The 17,098-nt window shown below is 57.7% G+C and carries 22 protein-coding genes and 2 pseudogenes; 10 read left to right on the top strand and 14 right to left on the bottom strand.

Features of this window, described 5'->3' with window-relative positions; all coding sequences use genetic code 11:
* Positions 1 to 4 precede the first annotated feature (4 nt).
* From EKK97_RS12780 to EKK97_RS12770, 3 genes are all read left to right on the top strand, one after another.
* Entirely contained in the window at positions 5 to 1,201 is a 1,197-nt protein-coding gene (locus EKK97_RS12780; RefSeq protein WP_159552365.1) for a glycosyltransferase family 4 protein, read from the top strand.
* The gene (locus tag EKK97_RS24685) at positions 1,191 to 2,465 is read left to right on the top strand and encodes an exopolysaccharide biosynthesis polyprenyl glycosylphosphotransferase (protein ID WP_159552363.1); all 1,275 of its coding nucleotides are present in this window, start codon (positions 1,191 to 1,193) and stop codon (positions 2,463 to 2,465) included. Before EKK97_RS12780 ends, EKK97_RS24685 begins: the two co-directional genes overlap by 11 nt.
* Positions 2,466 to 2,612: 147 nt before the next feature.
* The gene (locus EKK97_RS12770) at positions 2,613 to 3,860 is read left to right on the top strand and encodes an O-antigen ligase family protein (protein ID WP_159552361.1); all 1,248 of its coding nucleotides are present in this window, start codon (positions 2,613 to 2,615) and stop codon (positions 3,858 to 3,860) included.
* Between the two features lie 217 nt (positions 3,861 to 4,077).
* Here EKK97_RS12770 and EKK97_RS23855 read toward each other — a convergent pair whose 3' ends face one another.
* Positions 4,078 to 4,719, bottom strand: coding sequence for a polysaccharide pyruvyl transferase family protein (locus EKK97_RS23855; RefSeq protein ID WP_201296882.1), 642 nt, complete (start codon positions 4,717 to 4,719; stop codon positions 4,078 to 4,080).
* A gap of 433 nt (positions 4,720 to 5,152) precedes the next feature.
* Here EKK97_RS23855 and EKK97_RS12760 point away from each other — a divergent pair, with 433 nt between their 5' ends.
* The 6 genes and pseudogenes from EKK97_RS12760 (at position 5,153) to EKK97_RS12740 (ending at position 9,463) form a co-directional block, all read left to right on the top strand.
* Positions 5,153 to 5,758, top strand: a complete 606-nt coding sequence (locus tag EKK97_RS12760) for a glycosyltransferase family 9 protein (protein ID WP_159552359.1) — start codon at positions 5,153 to 5,155, stop codon at positions 5,756 to 5,758.
* A gap of 89 nt (positions 5,759 to 5,847) precedes the next feature.
* Positions 5,848 to 6,267, top strand: coding sequence for a glycosyltransferase family 9 protein (locus EKK97_RS12755; RefSeq protein WP_159552357.1), 420 nt, complete (start codon positions 5,848 to 5,850; stop codon positions 6,265 to 6,267).
* Between the two features lie 47 nt (positions 6,268 to 6,314).
* The gene (locus EKK97_RS12750; RefSeq protein ID WP_236551210.1) at positions 6,315 to 6,863 is read left to right on the top strand and encodes a glycosyltransferase family 32 protein; all 549 of its coding nucleotides are present in this window, start codon (positions 6,315 to 6,317) and stop codon (positions 6,861 to 6,863) included.
* A gap of 627 nt (positions 6,864 to 7,490) precedes the next feature.
* A pseudogene (locus tag EKK97_RS25845) lies at positions 7,491 to 7,831 on the top strand (GDP-mannose 4,6-dehydratase); the annotation flags it as partial.
* On the top strand, positions 7,828 to 8,622 hold the full coding sequence (locus EKK97_RS25835) for an NAD-dependent epimerase/dehydratase family protein (protein WP_422672567.1): 795 nt from the start codon (positions 7,828 to 7,830) through the stop codon (positions 8,620 to 8,622). The pseudogene EKK97_RS25845 and the gene EKK97_RS25835, both read left to right, overlap by 4 nt.
* Positions 8,623 to 8,755: 133 nt before the next feature.
* The gene (locus tag EKK97_RS12740) at positions 8,756 to 9,463 is read left to right on the top strand and encodes a lipopolysaccharide kinase InaA family protein (RefSeq protein ID WP_159552355.1); all 708 of its coding nucleotides are present in this window, start codon (positions 8,756 to 8,758) and stop codon (positions 9,461 to 9,463) included.
* Positions 9,464 to 9,490: 27 nt separating this feature from the next.
* Here EKK97_RS12740 and EKK97_RS26115 read toward each other — a convergent pair.
* From EKK97_RS26115 to EKK97_RS23815, 10 genes and pseudogenes are all read right to left on the bottom strand, one after another.
* Positions 9,491 to 10,284: pseudogene (locus tag EKK97_RS26115) on the bottom strand (IclR family transcriptional regulator).
* A 125-nt stretch (positions 10,285 to 10,409) separates the two neighbouring features.
* Positions 10,410 to 10,643 carry a hypothetical protein gene (locus EKK97_RS23840; RefSeq protein ID WP_201296879.1) on the bottom strand — a complete coding sequence of 78 codons (234 nt, stop codon included), beginning with the start codon at positions 10,641 to 10,643 and terminating at the stop codon, positions 10,410 to 10,412.
* Positions 10,619 to 10,798, bottom strand: coding sequence for an FAD-binding oxidoreductase (locus EKK97_RS23835; RefSeq protein WP_201296878.1), 180 nt, complete (start codon positions 10,796 to 10,798; stop codon positions 10,619 to 10,621). The genes EKK97_RS23840 and EKK97_RS23835 overlap by 25 nt, the downstream gene beginning before the upstream one ends.
* The gene (locus EKK97_RS25420) at positions 10,798 to 11,406 is read right to left on the bottom strand and encodes an NAD(P)/FAD-dependent oxidoreductase (RefSeq protein WP_201296877.1); all 609 of its coding nucleotides are present in this window, start codon (positions 11,404 to 11,406) and stop codon (positions 10,798 to 10,800) included. The genes EKK97_RS23835 and EKK97_RS25420 overlap by 1 nt, the downstream gene beginning before the upstream one ends.
* Positions 11,361 to 11,666 carry an NAD(P)/FAD-dependent oxidoreductase gene (locus EKK97_RS25415; protein WP_201296876.1) on the bottom strand — a complete coding sequence of 102 codons (306 nt, stop codon included), beginning with the start codon at positions 11,664 to 11,666 and terminating at the stop codon, positions 11,361 to 11,363. The genes EKK97_RS25420 and EKK97_RS25415 overlap by 46 nt, the downstream gene beginning before the upstream one ends.
* A 55-nt stretch (positions 11,667 to 11,721) precedes the next feature.
* Complete coding sequence (locus EKK97_RS12725; protein ID WP_159552353.1) at positions 11,722 to 12,450, bottom strand: amino acid ABC transporter ATP-binding protein; 729 nt, start codon at positions 12,448 to 12,450, stop codon at positions 11,722 to 11,724.
* Complete coding sequence (locus EKK97_RS24675) at positions 12,368 to 12,655, bottom strand: hypothetical protein (RefSeq protein WP_236551209.1); 288 nt, start codon at positions 12,653 to 12,655, stop codon at positions 12,368 to 12,370. The genes EKK97_RS12725 and EKK97_RS24675 overlap by 83 nt, the downstream gene beginning before the upstream one ends.
* Positions 12,652 to 13,110 (bottom strand): ABC transporter permease subunit, encoded by a 459-nt coding sequence (locus EKK97_RS24670; protein ID WP_236551208.1) that lies wholly within the window; start codon positions 13,108 to 13,110, stop codon positions 12,652 to 12,654. The genes EKK97_RS24675 and EKK97_RS24670 overlap by 4 nt, the downstream gene beginning before the upstream one ends.
* Positions 13,111 to 13,248: 138 nt before the next feature.
* Entirely contained in the window at positions 13,249 to 13,653 is a 405-nt protein-coding gene (locus EKK97_RS23820) for a substrate-binding periplasmic protein (protein WP_201296875.1), read from the bottom strand.
* Positions 13,602 to 14,054 (bottom strand): transporter substrate-binding domain-containing protein, encoded by a 453-nt coding sequence (locus EKK97_RS23815; protein ID WP_201296874.1) that lies wholly within the window; start codon positions 14,052 to 14,054, stop codon positions 13,602 to 13,604. Before EKK97_RS23815 ends, EKK97_RS23820 begins: the two co-directional genes overlap by 52 nt.
* Positions 14,055 to 14,443: 389 nt before the next feature.
* On the opposite strand from EKK97_RS23815, the gene EKK97_RS12710 reads away from it, so the two are divergent.
* The gene (locus tag EKK97_RS12710) at positions 14,444 to 15,244 is read left to right on the top strand and encodes a glycosyltransferase family 32 protein (RefSeq protein ID WP_159552351.1); all 801 of its coding nucleotides are present in this window, start codon (positions 14,444 to 14,446) and stop codon (positions 15,242 to 15,244) included.
* A 120-nt stretch (positions 15,245 to 15,364) separates the two neighbouring features.
* Here EKK97_RS12710 and EKK97_RS12705 read toward each other — a convergent pair whose 3' ends face one another.
* From EKK97_RS12705 to EKK97_RS12695, 3 genes are all read right to left on the bottom strand, one after another.
* The gene (locus tag EKK97_RS12705) at positions 15,365 to 15,766 is read right to left on the bottom strand and encodes an HVO_A0114 family putative DNA-binding protein (RefSeq protein ID WP_201296872.1); all 402 of its coding nucleotides are present in this window, start codon (positions 15,764 to 15,766) and stop codon (positions 15,365 to 15,367) included.
* A gap of 7 nt (positions 15,767 to 15,773) precedes the next feature.
* A complete protein-coding gene (locus EKK97_RS12700; RefSeq protein WP_201296871.1) occupies positions 15,774 to 16,133 on the bottom strand; it encodes a toxin-antitoxin system TumE family protein in 360 nt (119 codons plus the stop codon).
* Positions 16,134 to 16,200: 67 nt separating this feature from the next.
* Positions 16,201 to 17,082: a diguanylate cyclase domain-containing protein gene (locus EKK97_RS12695; RefSeq protein ID WP_201296870.1), complete on the bottom strand. Its 882-nt coding sequence runs from the start codon at positions 17,080 to 17,082 to the stop codon at positions 16,201 to 16,203.
* Positions 17,083 to 17,098: the final 16 nt, after the last annotated feature.

The raw sequence follows: 17,098 nt of genomic DNA, 5'->3' as shown, positions 1-17,098 counted from the left end.
CTTCGTGAGATTGCTCCTGCTTGGGTTCTATTATCCGCCGGATATCAGTGCCGGTGCCTTTCGTACCGAGGCACTGGTGAATGCATTGGCGTGTCGTTTGCCCAAAGGGGCGGAGCTACATGTCATCACTACGATGCCTGGCCGGTGTGTAGCCGGAGGTGACGCACCGCCTGAAGAGGAAACGCTTTTCTCGGGTAGTGTGAGAATCATACGCTTACCTGTTCCCGGCGGGCGTGGTATGGCCGCGCAGGCTCGCGCGTTCACTTGCTATGCGCTTCAGGTACGTAGGCTGATCAAGGGCGTTTCGTATGATCTGGTGATCGCTACGTCATCGCGCTTGGTAACCGCTGCGCTTGGGCAATGGGTGGCAAGGCGTTGCAACGCCAAGCTATATCAGGATATACGCGATAATTTTGTTGCTAACCTGCCTTACGTGCTACCTAGTGGCGTGGGCCGGCTGCTGGCGCCTATCTTTGGTTGGGTGGAGCGCTGGGCATTGGACCGGGCCGACCGCATCAACCTGGTGTCGCGAGGGTTTGCTCCCTATTACGAGTCTCATTATCCATCCCAAGATTTCACGTGGCACACCAACGGTATCGATCTTCCGTTCGTCGAGGCGGCGGAATCCGGCTTTTTCGAGCGTGCGGATTGCCACGGCACCGAACCGCTGAAGGTACTCTATGCCGGCAACTTGGGGGCTGGCCAGGGGATCGAGCACGTGTTGCCGAGTTTGGCTGAGCGGTTGCACAAACGGGTTGAATTTACCGTTATCGGGGCCGGGGCGGGACGAGAGGCACTGTGCCGCGCTCTGAATGAGCGAGGCATCAAGAACGTTAACGTGCAAGACCCCGTGCCACGCGAGGCGCTGCTCGGTGCCTATCGCACAGCCGATGTGCTGTTTCTGCAACTGAATACCCTGCCTTCGCTGGAGACCGTGCTGCCTTCCAAACTGTTCGAGTATGCGGCAACAGGGCGCCCGATCTGGGCTGGGCTGGCGGGCTTTCCCGCGCGCTTCGTCAGGGAGGAAATAGATAACGCTGCGCTATTCGCACCAGGTGATGTCGAGTCGGCTGTCGCTGCATTGGATCGACTTGAGTTACACTGCCGCCCGCGCCCGGCATTCGTAGAAAAATGGCGGCGTGACAAGATCATGGCCGACATGGCCGAGGAAGTTTTGGCTCTGGTGACGAATGAAACGTAAGTACGAGCGCCGGCACTCCCGCTGGTACGAGGTGTTATTGCTGGGGCTGGGCATTCACGTGCTGGTGGGGTTGCCGCTGGTCATCCTGCTGCCATCGCTGGAGCGTTGGGGATGGGAGTTCTGGTTGTACCTGCCGGATGTCCGCAGTAACACCATTATCGCGGTTGGGTTGGCGTTCATGGCTTCTGCCCTGACGCTGCGTCGCTTGGCGGATTACCCAGGCACTCAGTTGCCTGCCTATATCCTGCCTACGGTATCCATTGCTTTTCTGATTGCCGTAGCCCTGCTGTTTTTTACTCGTGAGGGCTACACCCGCCAGGTAATGTTCGGTGGCTACCTGGCCAGCCTGATATGGTTCTATCTCGGCTATTTCATTGGCAAGCGCTATCGCAAGCTCAAGCTGGCCTTGGTGCCGTTCGGCGACACCAAGCGGCTGCTGGGCAGTAGGCGCCTGGACCTGCGTATGCTGGATGAGCCCGATCTTCAAGGGGTCCGCTTCGATGGCGTGGTGGCCGATCTACGCGCCGAGGATCTGCCGCCGGAGTGGGAGAAATTTCTGGCCACCTGCACCCTATGCCACATTCCCGTTTACCACATTCGCCAGATCCATGAGTCGATTTCCGGGCGCGTGCAGATCGATAGCCTCTCCGAAAACGAGTTCGGCAGCCTGCTGCCTTCGTTGATGTACCTACGCTTCAAGCGCCTTGCCGATACCCTTGGGGCTATCCTGCTGTTACCTGTGTTGCTGCCGATCATGCTGGTTACGGCTATTCTCATCAAGCTGGATAGTCCTGGCCCGGTGTTCTTCATGCAGCCGCGCGTGGGCTATCGCGCCCGGCCTTTCCTGATGTTCAAATTTCGCAGCATGTACCACGACATGAGCGGCGAGGATTTCACTATCTCCGAGGATGATCCGCGCATTACCCGGGTCGGCAAGGCCATTCGCAAGTACCGTATCGATGAGCTGCCCCAGATCTTCAACATCCTGAAGGGGGAGATGAGCTTCATTGGCCCGCGCCCGGAATCGGCGTCGCTCTCCGAATGGTACGAGCAAGACGTTCCTTTCTTCAGCTATCGCCATGTGGTGCGCCCGGGTATTACCGGCTGGGCCCAGGTCGAGCAGGGCTATGCGGCAGAGGTGCAGGGCATGACCAAGAAGCTGCAGTATGACTTCTACTACATCAAGCACGTATCGCTGTGGCTGGATGTGCTGATCTCCCTCAAGACGGTGCGCATCCTGTTTACCGGCTTTGGTGCCCGTTAAGGCTTGGCTGCACATCGCTATCGTGGGAGCTAGCCCTCGGACACTCATCGGCCTCAACGCACCGCCCGGTGCGGGAGGTGATATGATCTCAACGAGCGCCTGCGGGCGCTCGTTGCGTTTATGGCTCGCTTGGGGGAGAGAAGGGCAATGAAAGGGGTGTTCGAGCGAAAGCGAGCTTTGTGGGTCAACCAGTGGGCGTTGTTCCTGGTGCTGGTGCTTCTCATCGCCACGCCGATACGTAGCCATGCCGTGGTTGCGGTGCTGCTGCTTTATTCCATCGGCTATTTGGTGGTCAATCGCCACACGCTGACGATCACTCCGTTCGATTGGGTGGTGGTTGCGCTACTGCTGTTATTCTTGCTTTCCCGGCTGCCTATCTATTTCTGGGCCGATCAAGAGTCCCGTTACCTGGCTCCAGGCGCGCATATGGCCGCTTTGGTGCCCATCTACCTGATGCTACGCCACCTGCTGGTCCCGCCTGACTTGCCTGCTTTAAGGCAATACATGGAAGCGGGCTTGGTGCTGGGCTGCCTTGGTGCACTGGCCGTTGCGCTTTATCAAACCCAGGCATTGGGGAGCTACCGTGCCGACGGCTTTCTGTTCAGCATCAACCTGAGCTATCTCAGCTGTGCCATGGCTTTCCTGGCAGCCTGTTTGATCCGTGGTAGCCGCCATAAGGCATGGCTGTTGGCCGCGGCTCTGGCCGGTGCCGTGACTTGTGTGCTCACGCTAGCCAGGGGAGGCATTCTGGCAATGCCCATCCTGCTGATAGTGCTCTTGATGCTGAATATCGACAAGATCGGCTGGAAGACCTTCGCCAGCGGTATCGCTGCCTTGTTGCTGCTGGGCACGGTGAGTTATGTCGCGCTGCCCAGCGTACAGGATCGGGTTGCCTACACCATCGCCGAGTTGGATAACCTGTCAGAGGGTGACATTGAAGCTGCGGTATCCACCGGTGGGCGCTTGCAGCTTTGGACTGCGGCTTCTCATGCTTTCTTGGCTCGCCCACTGATCGGGCTTGGCTATGAGGAGCGCGAAGCGCTGAATGCGCAGTTGGTAGAAGATGGGGAAATAACCGAATGGGTACTCGGGGTCAGCCGTGGCCATGCTCATAGTCAGTATTTCGAGATGGCTGCCACGGGTGGTGTCTTGGGATTGGTGGCGCTCTTTGGCTATTTGGTCGTCCCTGGTGTTTTCCATTGGCGGCTGTGTCGGCAGGACAGCAGTAATGTCTGGTCGCAGGCAGCATTGGTGTTTACGCTAGGATTTGCCTTGTACAACCTGACCGAAGCGGCGATACACCATGAAATGATGACAACTTTCTACACCTACATGCAGGTGACGCTATTGGCGATGGCGCTCTTGCATCGGAATCAGATGTCCGAGAGGCAATGAGGGGTTCGGTACCATGCATTGCCTCTGGGTGTGCGGAGCCTCTACCATAGGCATCGCAGCTAGGCGGCGCGCATAAAGTACGCCGCCTTCTCTCATTAACCGATGCGAAGATGACGGTCTAGCAGGGTGAGGTAACGCTCTTGTGTTGCCTCTTTATGCTCGGCCAATGCGCGGCTTCTGCTCACGATGTTGCCAATTGAAGCGTCAATCGTTTCTTTTACCTGCTCATAGGGTCGTCAATAGCTATCATGTCTGCAAGGAAGCCTTTTACCGTGGCCGCTCGTCTATCATGAGCAAGCATGATGCCGGGGATTCCCATGGAGGCCGATATTCCGATACCATGGACACGGTAACCTATTACCAGATCATAGCGATTATAAATATCCAGATAATCTTTGGCGTCGTAGGAGTATCGAACGGTTTGATCACCGAAGTCCTTTCTAAAATGAGATAGCTCGTCTATGTAGTGTGAGACAAACTCTATTTCGTATTCGTCACCGTAATCATCAAGTAATTTTTTATAAATATTCATCATGTACTGGTAGGTATCGCTAGAAACGTTGTTGCTGGCAACCGCGTCGTTCGTACCGTACATTAAGCCGATTCTTTTGACTTTATCTACCAATCTTCCGCTTTTGCTAGATAGCAAGGCAGGGCAAGGTAGCTGATGGGTTTCTAGCGGTTGCAGCCCATCATGTGTGTCAGTATCTCTTGTGGTTATTAGCGAAGCTCGTTTAAAAACTTCTTGTTCTTCCTTAGTGAAGTGTTCGTCATTGAAGCTGAATTTCCCGCTGGTCCCCAAGCCAAGAAAAATGGTAGGAAGATCGTATTCGAGAATGGATGAATAGAGCTTGACCATGCGTCTGCCTCGCCACTCGGGGAGCCAGCGAAGACTACCATGTCAGCATAATCCATAGGCGGCCTTTCTTTGACCGAGTTGTCGAGAAATTTCTCAACTAGATCTTTGCCGGCCGCCTTGTCGATGGCTTTGATGATATCATACTTACGGGCGCGTCGTGTCTGCGGGTTTCGGTTGTAAATGATGGGATTAAACTCACCGAGGTATTGCTGAAGCAGGTTGATACACCCCATGAGAATAAATTCGTCGCCAGGATTCCACTGGCGGGTGGTCGAAAAAACGATATTCACGTCTATGCTCCTGGTTGGGTAGCCAAGGTCGTTACGGCTCGGTTATCGGGAGCGATGTGATGTGCTACCCTGAGCCATTTCCGGGTGCGGCAAGCCTAACGAAAAGTTCTTTCCGTTGCCAGTGTGGCCAGACGCGAGGGTGAGTGGTGGGATACCTTATCAGAAAAGGGTTGAATGGGGTCCGGTCGAGCCGAGATAGGCTTCGCATCGCACTGATTCGACGGCTTTTTGATCGTGAAAAGCTGGCCGTTGAAAGGCCCTCAGAGGTTCGCAAGGTGCTTTTCATCCGGTGGGATGCCAAATGGGGCGATTCGGTAGTGTTCTCCTTCGTGCCCAGAGAGCTGCAGCGGCAGGGCATTTCGGTGGAAGTCATCGCCACAGCCGATATGGCACCGGTATTTCGCGATCAGTTTGGCGTGGATACAGTGCACGTAACGAAGAAGCGTGCTGGCTACGGCGAAATCCGACAGCTAGCCAAGCGTATTGGTCAGGTCGATCTGGTCGTGTTTTTCAGCCATTTGGCTAACCATCGAGCGCTCTACCTGCTGAGTCAATTGCAGGCCAGGCATGTTGCTAGCCTGGACGATAGCGTAGGGCTGGTCGATCTCAAGCTGGGAGAGGCTACTCGAGGGCGTCATTTTGCCGAGAAATACCTGACACTGCTTGAACGCTGTGGCGTACAGGGGGCGGATACCCAGTACCTCGTCCCCGTAACGAGCAGAGCGATGAGCGGGTGGCTACCTTTGTGAGAGGTCGACGTCCCTTCATCTGTTTCAACGCTTTCAGCAAGGGGCGTGCCCGTACTCTCACGTTCGAGACTAGCCGGCAACTCATCCCCATGCTGCTTGAACGACTGCCTGGGCACGACGTATGCGTATTATCCGCTCCCGGCAAGCAGCAGGAGGTCGAGGCACTGTGTCAACAATGGAGTGAGCGAGTCTTTTCGTTGCCCGACACGCAGAGCGTCTATGACAATATCGCGCTTATCGCCCATGCCGATGCCCTGGTGTCGGGTATAACTGCTACGGTTCACATAGCTGATGGCTTGGGTGTGCCCTCCTTTGTGCTGTTCCCCTATGATCCGGCCGATCGCGACGATTGGCACAGCCGGCACCCGCTGTCGGTTAATATGTTGGCACAGCCTAGCGAGCCGCTGGATGTCAATCAGTTAGACTGGGATGAGGTGAAAAAACAGTTGAGCTGGTTTACTAGTGAGCTGGGAGTTTCGAAACTAGATCATAGCTCTCCGGAACCGTGAGGGCTGGGGCATGTCGTAGCTGGGGTATCCATGAAGAGGGGAAGCGAGTGAACAACTTTGGCGTACTGGCCTTTGCCAGGATGGTGAAACTGCTGGCCAACGTGACCAAGCTGGCTTCCTACGGCTTCCATTTTCTCTTTCCCAACAAGCGCTTCACCATTCCCGAGCGTGCCGCTCCCTGGTGGAGGTCGAAGCGCGCGGCCGAGGCCAAGGTGCCACGCATCCTGTGGCAGACCAACTTCACCGACAAGGCTACGCTACCGGTCTACCTGAACTATCTGTTCAACCGGCTGATGGCGCCGAGCTTCGAATATCGCTTCGTGATCACCGAGGCACGGGCCGCGTTCATCGAGCAGAATTACCCGGCGGATATCTTTGAAGCCTACTCACGCTTGCAGGTGGGCGCGGCCCAGGCCGATTTCTGGCGCGTGCTGGTGCTGCAGCGGCACGGCGGGGTCTACATGGATATCGACGGCCACGCGGTGTGGCCGTTGGCACGGATCGTCAAACCCGAGATCGGTGAGCTTTACGTGACGACCCGGCGAGGGATATCAGCAATTACTTTATCGCCAGCAAGCCCGACAATCCGCATCTGAATGGAATCATCGAAGCCATCTACTCCAATATCGAGAGCGAGGCCGACAAGAACATTTTCGAGCTGACCGGCCCCGGCGTGTTCAACAAGATGTTGCCACGCGATGAGATTCCAACCGCTTGCTACCGCTACACCTGCAACCAGGGCAACTTCACCAACGAGTACTTCCAGTACATGGACAAGCCCAGGGCAAGTGGACCCGCGAGCAAAGCAAGGTCGACGTGGTACGCAAGCGCGAAGCGGTGCAGTAGAGGCTCTTCGGTTCCACGACCAGTTGACGTTGGAGCCGCACATTCATCGGCAAATTAGTCCGCTCAAGGTCTTGTGCGAGCCGCCTTGGTGATTGTCCGGGCGCGCTCGCTCAACGGCGCAGCCTGCCATGGCGTCAGCGGCTACGTTTGGCGCTGAAGTCGAGCAAGATCAAACGGCGTAGGAATAAAACAATGTGGAAGGCAGCTTCCCGTCTCAGAATCGCTACGGAAAAGGGCTGAGACTCAGCTCGTCGGCGTTTTATTCCATTCGCTTCGTATGAGATAATCCATGACGCTGAATTAGCACATTTGGTATCTCGCTCTGCAAAAGCTTGGGTTACGTTGGAATACATTCCATTGAGTATGGAGTGGATTCAATGGCGACTCTTGTTACCGGCGTGGCGGGATTCATTGGCTACCATGTGGCTCGGGCCTTGTGCCACCGCGGCGAGATGGTGGTGGGGCTCGATAACCTCAATGACTACTACGATCCGGAACTCAAGAAGGCGAGATTGGCGAGTCTTGCCGAGGAAGCGGGCTTCCATTTCATCCGTCTGGATTTGGCTGACCGCCGTGGTGTGGATCAGCTTTTTGACGTGTGGCACCCAGAACGGGTGATTCATTTGGCGGCTCAGGCTGGCGTAAGGTATTCGCTCGAGAACCCCATGCTTATATGGAAAGCAATATGGTGGGCTTTCTGAATGTGCTGGAAGGGTGCCGAACGCAGCGAGTGGAGCACTTGGTGTACGCCTCTTCGAGTTCGATTTATGGGGGAACGTACGCACGCCATTCAAGGAAGGTGATCGCGCCGACCATCCTCTCAATTTATATGCGGCAACCAAGCGGGCCAATGAATTGATGGCGCATGCTTATAGCCATTTGTACGATCTTCCCACCACGGGGCTGCGATTCTTCACCGTCTATGGCCCTTGGGGGCGCCCTGACATGGCGCTATTCACTTTTACCAGGAAGATACTTTCCGGTGAGCCGATAGAAGTATTCAACTATGGCCGGCATCGCCGTGACTTTACTTACATCGAAGATATCGTTGAAGGCGTTCTGAAAATTCATGATCATCTGCCAGTGGCGGATGATGGCTGGTATGACCTGGCCGCCGTAGGCGAGCCCCCGGCGGCGAGCAGTACGGCGCCTTGGCATATCTATAACATTGGCAACCAGGCGCCCGTTGAGCTGATTCACTACATCAAGGTCTTGGAAGAGTGCTTGGGCAGGAAGGCGGAAGTTCGCCTGCTGCCGCGTCAGCCTGGCGATGCGCTGGATACCCATGCCGATGTCACAGGGCTACAGCAGGCCGTGGGCTACAGCCCTCGAACCACGGTGGAGGTGGGGGTGGCTCGCTTCGTCGAGTGGTATAGGGAGTACTACAAGGTACCGGAACACAAGGTACCGGAGCAGGAGCCTCTCCTGGACGGCCAGGATGCCCTGACCATGGTATCGCAGCCTGCGGTGCCACAGCCTGTGATATCGCAGCCTATGACAGGTACATGATGCATCCCCTGGGGTAGCGCGGGGCAAAATTGGCTTCGCTCCTGACTTGCTCTTGGTTTTTTGGCAGGGTACTTTCTTCTGGCTGCTTGGCCTGCATACTGAGGCCTGGCAACGAGATGACCGGGGGAATCGAGTGAAGATCACTGCGGTGGAAATTGCCGGCCGCAGGCGGAACTACCTGTTGTTCGAAAGCGGGCGAATGCGCCTACCACTGAGCTTGAGCAAGGACGACCGGTCCCGCCTGATGGAGGGAATGGCAAGCAGCGAGTTCTATTTCGACAAGACGACGGGCGTGCTGGCCAAGGTCAAGAGCGACAAATATCGCTGGCAGCAAAGACCCGTGCGCTGGTTTCTGCGCGATTTCATCGACAAGCGTATCTTCTGGCAGTTCGAGGCGCGCAAGGAAGTTCGTAGCAAGAAGATTCTGCAGCAGGCGGGGCTGAACACGCCGCGTTGTCTGGCCTGGGGCTTGTCGCTGAATCCGTTTAATCATCAGGGTTCGTTATTACTGATCGAGCATGTCGATGGGGTAATGACGGGCGAGCAGTATTTTGCGGGCTTGGGCGAATATCAGCGCGAGGGTTTTCTCGCCAGCCTGTGCGATGACCTGATGAAGTTGGCCGCTGCCGGCTATGTGCACCGCGACCTGCACATGAACAATTTCCTGTGCACTGCCACGGGTGAGATCATCTGGATCGATACCCACGTCAAACCGCTGCCAATCAACAAGCGTGCCAAGTGGCGCGCGCTTTATCGTTCGATAAGCCAGCGGCACCTGCTCGATTCGCACTATCGCGAATCGCTGCATCGCTATTTGAAGCGGCGCTGGCGCTCGGCGTGAGTAGGCGGTTGCCCAACCTTCGTTGGGCTACATCCGTGTGCGAGCCGCCTTGGTGATCGCCCGGGCGCACTCGATCAGCGGCGGAGCCAGCCGTTCGAGGGCGGCATCCAGCGTCCAGCGGCTGCCGGGGGCCGTGATATGAACCGCGGCTACCGGTTCGCCTGAGCCGTTGAGTACCGGTGCGGCGATGTTGATGTCGCCCAGGAAGTACTCGGCGTTGTTCCAGGCCACGCCGCGCTTGCGACACGCCAGGATCAGCTCCAGCAGGGTATCGATGTCCGTCACGGTGTCGGGGGTGTAGCGAATCAGCTCCGAGGCCTCCAGGTAGCGACGGATGGTCGTTTCATCCTGCGCCGAGAGGAAGGCCGCCCGGAAGCCGTGCAGTACATGGGCACCCGGCTGCCGATGGGCATGTGGATGGGAATGTAATGGCGGCTGGTGAAGCGGGCCACATAGACCATCTCGAGCCCACTGGGCTCGGTCAGCGAGACCGTTTCGAGGCAGCGGTTGCTGAGATCGGAAAGGTAGGGATTGGCGCAGTCCACCAGCAGGTCCGCTTCCAGGTATTGCGAGGCCACCGTCAGGATCTTGATGCCGATACGATACTTGCGCGAGGCGGGTACCTTGATCAGGTAGCCCAACTGCTCCAGCGTATGGGTAATGCGCTGTACCGAGCCCATGCTCATGCCGCTGAGCCGGGCGATTTCGGAAAGGCTCAGCTGGCTATGCTGGGCGCCGAACAACCCCAGGATGGCGAATGCCTTCTCGATGGATTGGTTGAACAGGGAAGAGCGCGAGGGCCGTTCTTCGCCGGTCGTCATTCGCTTGGCTCCTGAGATATCGTTGTTGAGATATCACTACTGAGATCGTTATTTGGCGCCCAGCCTACCATGCGCGGACTCTCCAGGGAGAGGGTGATATAGCGCAGACATTTTTCGCAAAGAGCCTAGCGTTCCAGCCAATCCCGGGCTCGATAGTAATTCACCACGGCACCCACGTAGAGCCGCTGCAACCCATGCAGGGGAATGGGTTGTATGGGCGTGATCGGGAGGGGCAAGGCGTCGTGGAGCGAGGCGTTGCCCAGGTGTTCGCCGATCAGCTTGCCCAGGTGCGTGCCCATGGCCACGCCCCGTCCGTTGTAGCCGAGCGCTACGGTCAGCCCCGCTGCGGGCTGATGCACGTGGGCAGGGCGTCGCGTGTCAGGGCGACCCGGCCCGCCCAACGGTAGCCGATCTCCACATTCTTCAGAGCCGGGTAGAGCTTGCCGATGGCCCGCTGCAGGTGGCGGAAGTCGGGCTCGCCCCGGGGCTCGTGGAACGGGCCGCGCCCTCCCATCAGCAACCGGCCGCTGGCGTCCCGCCGAAAGTAGAGCAGCAGCTTGCGGGCATCCGAGACGACTTCGCCCCCGGCAGTATGCCTTGCGCTTCCGTGTCGGTGAGCGGTCGCGTGGCGATCTGGTAGCTGTTGGCGGCTATTACGCTTCTTGCCAGCCCGGGCTGCAATCCTCCCGAATAGCCATTGGTGCATAACAGCACCTGGCCGGCGTCGATTCTGGCGCCACCCTGCACCTCGACCACCCATCGGCCTGACTGGGCATCCAGCCCCTGTACTGGAGAGCGCTCGAAGAGCCGTGCGCCGGCTGCCTCGGCGGCCGTTGCCAGGCCGCGTGCGTAGGCCAGTGGATTGAGGCCGCCGGCACGCGGGTCCAGCCAGGCGCCGAGATATGCCTCGCTGCCCAGGCGCTCGGCGCATGCCGCTCGGTCGAGCCAGCTTACGTCGACGCCGTGGTCGGCCCACTGGCGGGCGCGTGCCTCGATCACCTTCAAACTGGCATGCGTGGCGGCCGGCTGGATCCAGCCGTTACGGCTGGCCTCGCAGTCGATACCGTGGCGCTGGATCAGTTCGAACACCACATCGGCATTGCGTCCGGTGAGTTCGACCATCTTCTGCCGCGCTCCTGGCCATAGCGCTGGCGCAACGTCTCGGGATCGTACTTCAGCCCCGGTATGACCTGGCCGCCATTACGGCCCGAGGCGCCCCAGCCAATGGCGTTGGCCTCGAGCAATACGGTATCGATGCCGCGCTCGGCCAGCGCCAGTGCCGCGCTGAGCCCGGTAAAGCCGCCTCCTATCACCACGACGTCGGCGCGACGGCTTTCCGTCAGGGCGGGCCTGGCGGTGCTGCCGGTGCCGTATCCGCCCACAGCGAAGGGGGCATATGTTGCAGTTCGTCCATTGGCTCGGTTCCCTGTGGGCGGTTCAGTGATTGAGGACTCGGCGAAGGAAGTCCTGGGTTCGCTCATGCTGCGGTTCGGTGAGCAGGGCCCTGGCGTTGCCTTCTTCCACGATCTGGCCGCCGTAGAGAAAGCAGACGCGGTCGGCGACTTCCTTGGCGAAGCTCATCTCGTGCGTCACCACCACCATGGTCATGCCTTCTCTTGCCAGGTCGCGCATTACGGTGAGCACGTCGCCGACCAGTTCCGGGTCGAGGGCCGAGGTGGGTTCGTCGAAGAGAATGGCATCGGGGCGCATGGCCAGGGCGCGTGCTATGGCGACCCTTTGCTGCTGCCCGCCCGAGAGTTGCTGAGGGTAGGCGTCGACCTTGTCGCCCAGCCCGACCTTTTCGAGCAGCTCGATGGCTTGCTTGCGCGCTTCGCTGCGTGGTTCGTGTTTGACGTAAACCGGGCCCTCCATCACGTTCTCCACCACCGAGCGATGCGGAAACAGGTTGAAGCGCTGGAAGACCATGCCGACGCGGGTGCGCAGGTCGTGAATGTCCCGGCTGTCGGCATCGACCTGCCGGCCGTTGATGGTGATCGCGCCGCCGTCGTATCGCTCCAGGCCATTGATGCAGCGCAGGACCGTGGACTTGCCGGAGCCGGACGGGCCGATCAGGCAAACGACTTCACCTGCGTTCACTTCGAGGCTGACGCTCTTCAGCACTTCGGTGGTGCCAAAGGATTTGTGGATGCTGTCGATCGTGATCATTTGCCTGCCCCTTCGCGGATTTGCCGAAGTAACGCTCCAGCCGGTTGACGCCGAAGATCAGCGGCAGGCTCAGCGCGAGGTAGAGAAGCGCGACCATGGTGTACACGGTGGTGTTCTGGAAGGTGGAGGCGGCAATCAGTTGGCCGGCCCGTGTCATCTCCGCCACCGTGATGGTGGAAGCCAGCGAGGAGTCCTTGAGGATCATGACCGCCGTGTTGCCGTAGGGCGGCAGGGCGATGCGAATGGCCTGGGCAGCACCACGCGACGCATGATCAGGCGACTCTTCATGCCGATCGATTTGGCCGCTTCGATCTGGCCGCTGTCGATGGCCTCGATACCGGCACGGAAGTTCTCGGCCTGGTAGGCACTGTAGGCGATGCCCAGGCCGATGATGCTGGCCTGGAACGCGCTGAGCTGAATGCCGAGTTCGGGTATGACGAAGTAGATGTAAAACAGCTGCACGATGATGGGCAGGCCGCGAATCACGTTCACGATGGTGCTCGCGGTCAGCGATAGGGCGCGGAAGGGCGAGAGCTTCATCAGTGCCAGGACCAAGCCAAGCAACGAACTCAGCAGCAGGGCGCCGATAGTGATCTGTACGGTGACCACCGCGCCTTTCAGCAGGATGGGCAGGAAAGCGACTACGTCGGAGAACTCCATGGGAGAACCTTTTTTCCAGGCGCATGCCGGCGATGCCGAAAGGCACTGCCTGCGTTGCGCTGTTCATGGAATCGTCGAAGGCGCCGGCCGGAAGGTGCCGCCGGCGCGCGGACGTGGAGAAGGTGCTTCAGGCGAAGCTCAGAGTCCCCACTCCTCAAATATGGCCTCCACCGTCCCATCCTCTTTCAGCTTCGCCAGCGAGGCATTGAGCTGCTCGAGCAGTTCCGTGTTGTCCTGCGCCACGGCCAGGCCGATGTGGCCGACCATCTGCTGCTCATAGCCTTCGGCCAGCTGTAGATCGGGGAAGCGCCCCTGGCTCAGCTGGTAGCCCATGATGGGAGCGTCGCCCACGCCGGCCACGATCCTGCCGAGGGAGACGTCTCGCATCATGTCCGCCAGGGTGTCGTAGTTGCGTATCTCGGGGAAGATGCCCATGGCATTGAGCTGTTCGACGTAGGTGGTTCCCACCTGGGCGCCGATCGTCTCTCCCGCTAGGTCGTCCAGCGAGTGGATTTCGCCCTCGTAGTCGGTCTTGATGACCACCCCTCGCCATAGGGATAGACATCGTCGCTGAAGGCGACCACTTGCGCCCGCTCCGGTGTCTTGAGCATGGCGGCGGAGATGATGTCGATCTTGCCGGAGGTGAGCGAGGGAATCAGGGCGTTGAACTGGGACTCCTGCACGGTGACGTCATAGCCCATGTCTTCGCCCAACGCTTGCACGAGGTCCACCATGGCGCCGGTGATCTCGTTGGTCTGTACGTCGAGGAAGGTGAAGGGAATGCCGCTGGGGGTGCCGCCTGCGCGCAGTGTCTCCTGCGCCTGAAGGGTGGCGCCGGTCAGCAGCAGTGCCGTTCCGAACAAGCCGGGCAGCAGGTAGCGACGCAGGCTGGAGGCTTTGGTTGTGCTAGCGGAGCGTTTGGGCTCGAGGGGAGTAAGGGTCATGAAAGCACCTTGCATGGCTATTGAGGTTGTTATGGTCAGGTAGCTCTACGACTACACCTCCCCGAGCCTAGGTGAAGTTAAAGTTATCGGCAAGAGTTATTTATTATCGCATATCGATAAAATCTATCGTGAAGCTCCTGTGGCGGCTTTAACTAACCATTGAGCGAGGAATGGTGAAAAATTAGTTAAATCCCGGTGGGAGCGGGCTCCGAGCGTTGGCTTGGTGGCTCGAATGCCCTAAGCCGGTTTTGCTTGCTAGACGGAAAGCGTTGAAAAATCTCTCTATTTTCCCCGTTGGAGTGGAGGCTGGCATGGTAGGTTATCGGCTTCCCGGAACCGCGTGGGCTGGGGCGTGTCGTAGCTGGGGTATCCATGAAGAGGGGAAGCGAGTGAACAACATTGGCGTACTGGCCTTTGCCAGGATGGTGAAACTGCTGGCCAACGTGACCAAGCTGGCTTCCTACGGCTTCCATTTTCTCTTTCCCAACAAGCGCTTCACCATTCCCGAGCGTGCCGCTCCCTGGTGGAGGTCGAAGCGCGCGGCCGAGGCCAAGGTGCCACGCATCCTGTGGCAGACCAACTTCACCGACAAGGCTACGCTACCGGTCTACCTGAACTATCTGTTCAACCGGCTGATGGCGCCGAGCTTCGAATATCGCTTCTTGATCACCGAGGCACGGGCCGCGTTCATCGAGCAGAACTACCCGGCGGATATCTTTGAAGCCTATTCACGCTTGCAGGTGGGCGCGGCCCAGGCCGATTTCTGGCGCGTGCTGGTGCTGCAGCGGCACGGCGGGGTCTACATGGATATCGACGGCCACGCCGTTTGGCCGCTGGCGCGGATCGTGAAGCCGGAAATGGAGGAGCTGTTCGTCACCACCAAGCGGGGCGATATCAGCAACTACTTCATCGCCAGCAAGCCCGACAACCCGCATCTGCACAAGGTGATCGAGGCGATCTACGCCAACATCGAGAGCGATGAGGAGATGGGAATCTTCCACCTCACCGGCCCCACCGTGTACAACCAGGTGCTGCCGCGCGACGAGATCCGCACCGCTTCCTACCGCTATACCTGCAACCAGGGCAACTTCACCAATGAGTACTTCCAGTACATGGACAAGCCCCAGGGCAAGTGGACCCAGGAGCAATACCAGGTCGATGTGGTGCGCAAGCGCGAGGTGGTGGAGTAGGGCCTCGATGGCCGGGACGCAGGCTGTCCCGGCCGCTTTCTTTACAGCGTTAGCGTTTAAAAGCTGTAGCTGATCCCGATCATGGCGACGGGGTAGACCTCGAGCTTCTTGGCATAAAAATCAAACAGTTAAGGTTTTTTCACCATTCACTGGGTGGCTGTAGTGGAGCCCAAACCGGACATTAAAGTCCGTTGCCTTAACTTCCGGTATAACCTTACCACCTTCCTTCTTCAGATCAACTATTCCATATTTCTCGAGAGTTTTTAATGTCCTGGAAAGATTGGATTTTTTCCTTGACGTTATTTTTTCAAGATCGGAGATGGAGCGTGGTTTGTTATGAATTATTGTTCTCAGTAATTCTTGGTTGTCGCTGTTAAGAACCTGAGCCATAGAGGCGATAGATTCGAACCATATTTTTGGTTCGTTTTTCTTTGGCTTATACTCGCCTTTTGCAATGGCGATAGTGCGTTTGCGATAATCTTCTTTTGAGATGATGCCTACTGTCATGACTTTAGTTTTCATCTCACACCTATTTCATAGCCAATATGGTTTCAACTTCATTCCAAAAATCTTCCAGAAGCCTGCCGGCGCTCTCAAACTCGTAATCTTCGACGCTTTCCATTTTGTGTTTGTGATCCCATGTTTTCTTTTTTGCCGAATAGTTCCTTCTTTTAGGCTTTATAGCGTGAGCGTTGTCATACCCAAGTATTCTTTTGTTGTGCTTGTCATGTAGGGTTATGGAGTATCTCACCCCATGAGGAATTTGCTCACTAGAATCGACCTTCCAAGCCTCGAACTTTGTCCAATATCCATCCTCCATAGGGAAGACCTCACCATTAAGGTCTAAAAGGACTTCTAGACCTGGATCTGTTGTTTTTTCATCTGACACTTTTACCTCAGCTCACGGTGTTATCATCCGATGATAACACATGAAGGTGGAATGCGCGATCTTCCCCTCAGAGGATGACCCTGTTTCGTCCCGCTGCCTTGGCCAAGTACAGTTGCTTGTCGGCGAGGACGATCAGTTCGTGAGCCCCTTCGGTATCCTCTTGGGGTACCAGGCTGGCTCCTCCGATACTGACGCTCAGGTGAGAGGCCGCGGTCGATACGGGGTGCTCGATGTCGAGATCGCGTACCGCCGCCCGCATGGTTTCGGCCAAGTGGTTCATGCCCTGGCGGTTGGTGTGTGGAAGCAGGGCGGCAAACTCCTCGCCACCATAGCGGGTCACCAAATCGTTACTCCGATGCAGACAACGGCTCAAGGCCAGGGCGACCTTACGCAGTACCTCGTCACCGGCAAGGTGGCCGAAATGGTCATTGAACGCCTTGAATTCGTCCACATCGATCAGCAGCAGCCCCAGCGGCTGCTTATGGTTCAGATGGTGTTTCCACTCCCGCATGAGTTGGAGGTCGAAGGTGCGGCGGTTGGCAACCCCGGTCAGTCCATCTACCTGTGACCATAGGGCCAGCTGCTTGCGTTGCCGCTCCATCAGCAGGTGATTGCGAACCCTGGCCCGGAGGATGGGAGGTGAAAATGGCTTGCGGATGTAGTCCAGGGCGCCTAGGTTCAACCCTTCTTCTTCATCCTGCTCTTTGCCCAGTACGGTGAGGAAGATGACCGGGATGTCATGGGTGAGAGGCTCGGCCTTGAGTTTTCGGCAAAGCTCGAACCCGCTCATCCCCGGGAGGCAGACATCCAATAGAATCAGGTCTGGATGCTGCGTCAAGGCCAGTTCCCAAGCCTGTTCGGCATTTGCCGCCGGGATCAGGGTGCAGAGTTCCTCCAGTTCAACCGCAGCCAGCTCCCTGTTCAGTTCGACGTCCTCGACAAGCAGCACCTTCTGACGGCTCTCC

This window comes from Billgrantia tianxiuensis, assembly GCF_009834345.1.
In the GTDB taxonomy this organism is placed as follows: Bacteria; Pseudomonadota; Gammaproteobacteria; order Pseudomonadales; family Halomonadaceae; genus Halomonas; species Halomonas tianxiuensis.
The sequence above is the reverse complement of the archived record's forward strand: the minus strand, read 5'-3'. Positions and strand labels throughout refer to the sequence as shown.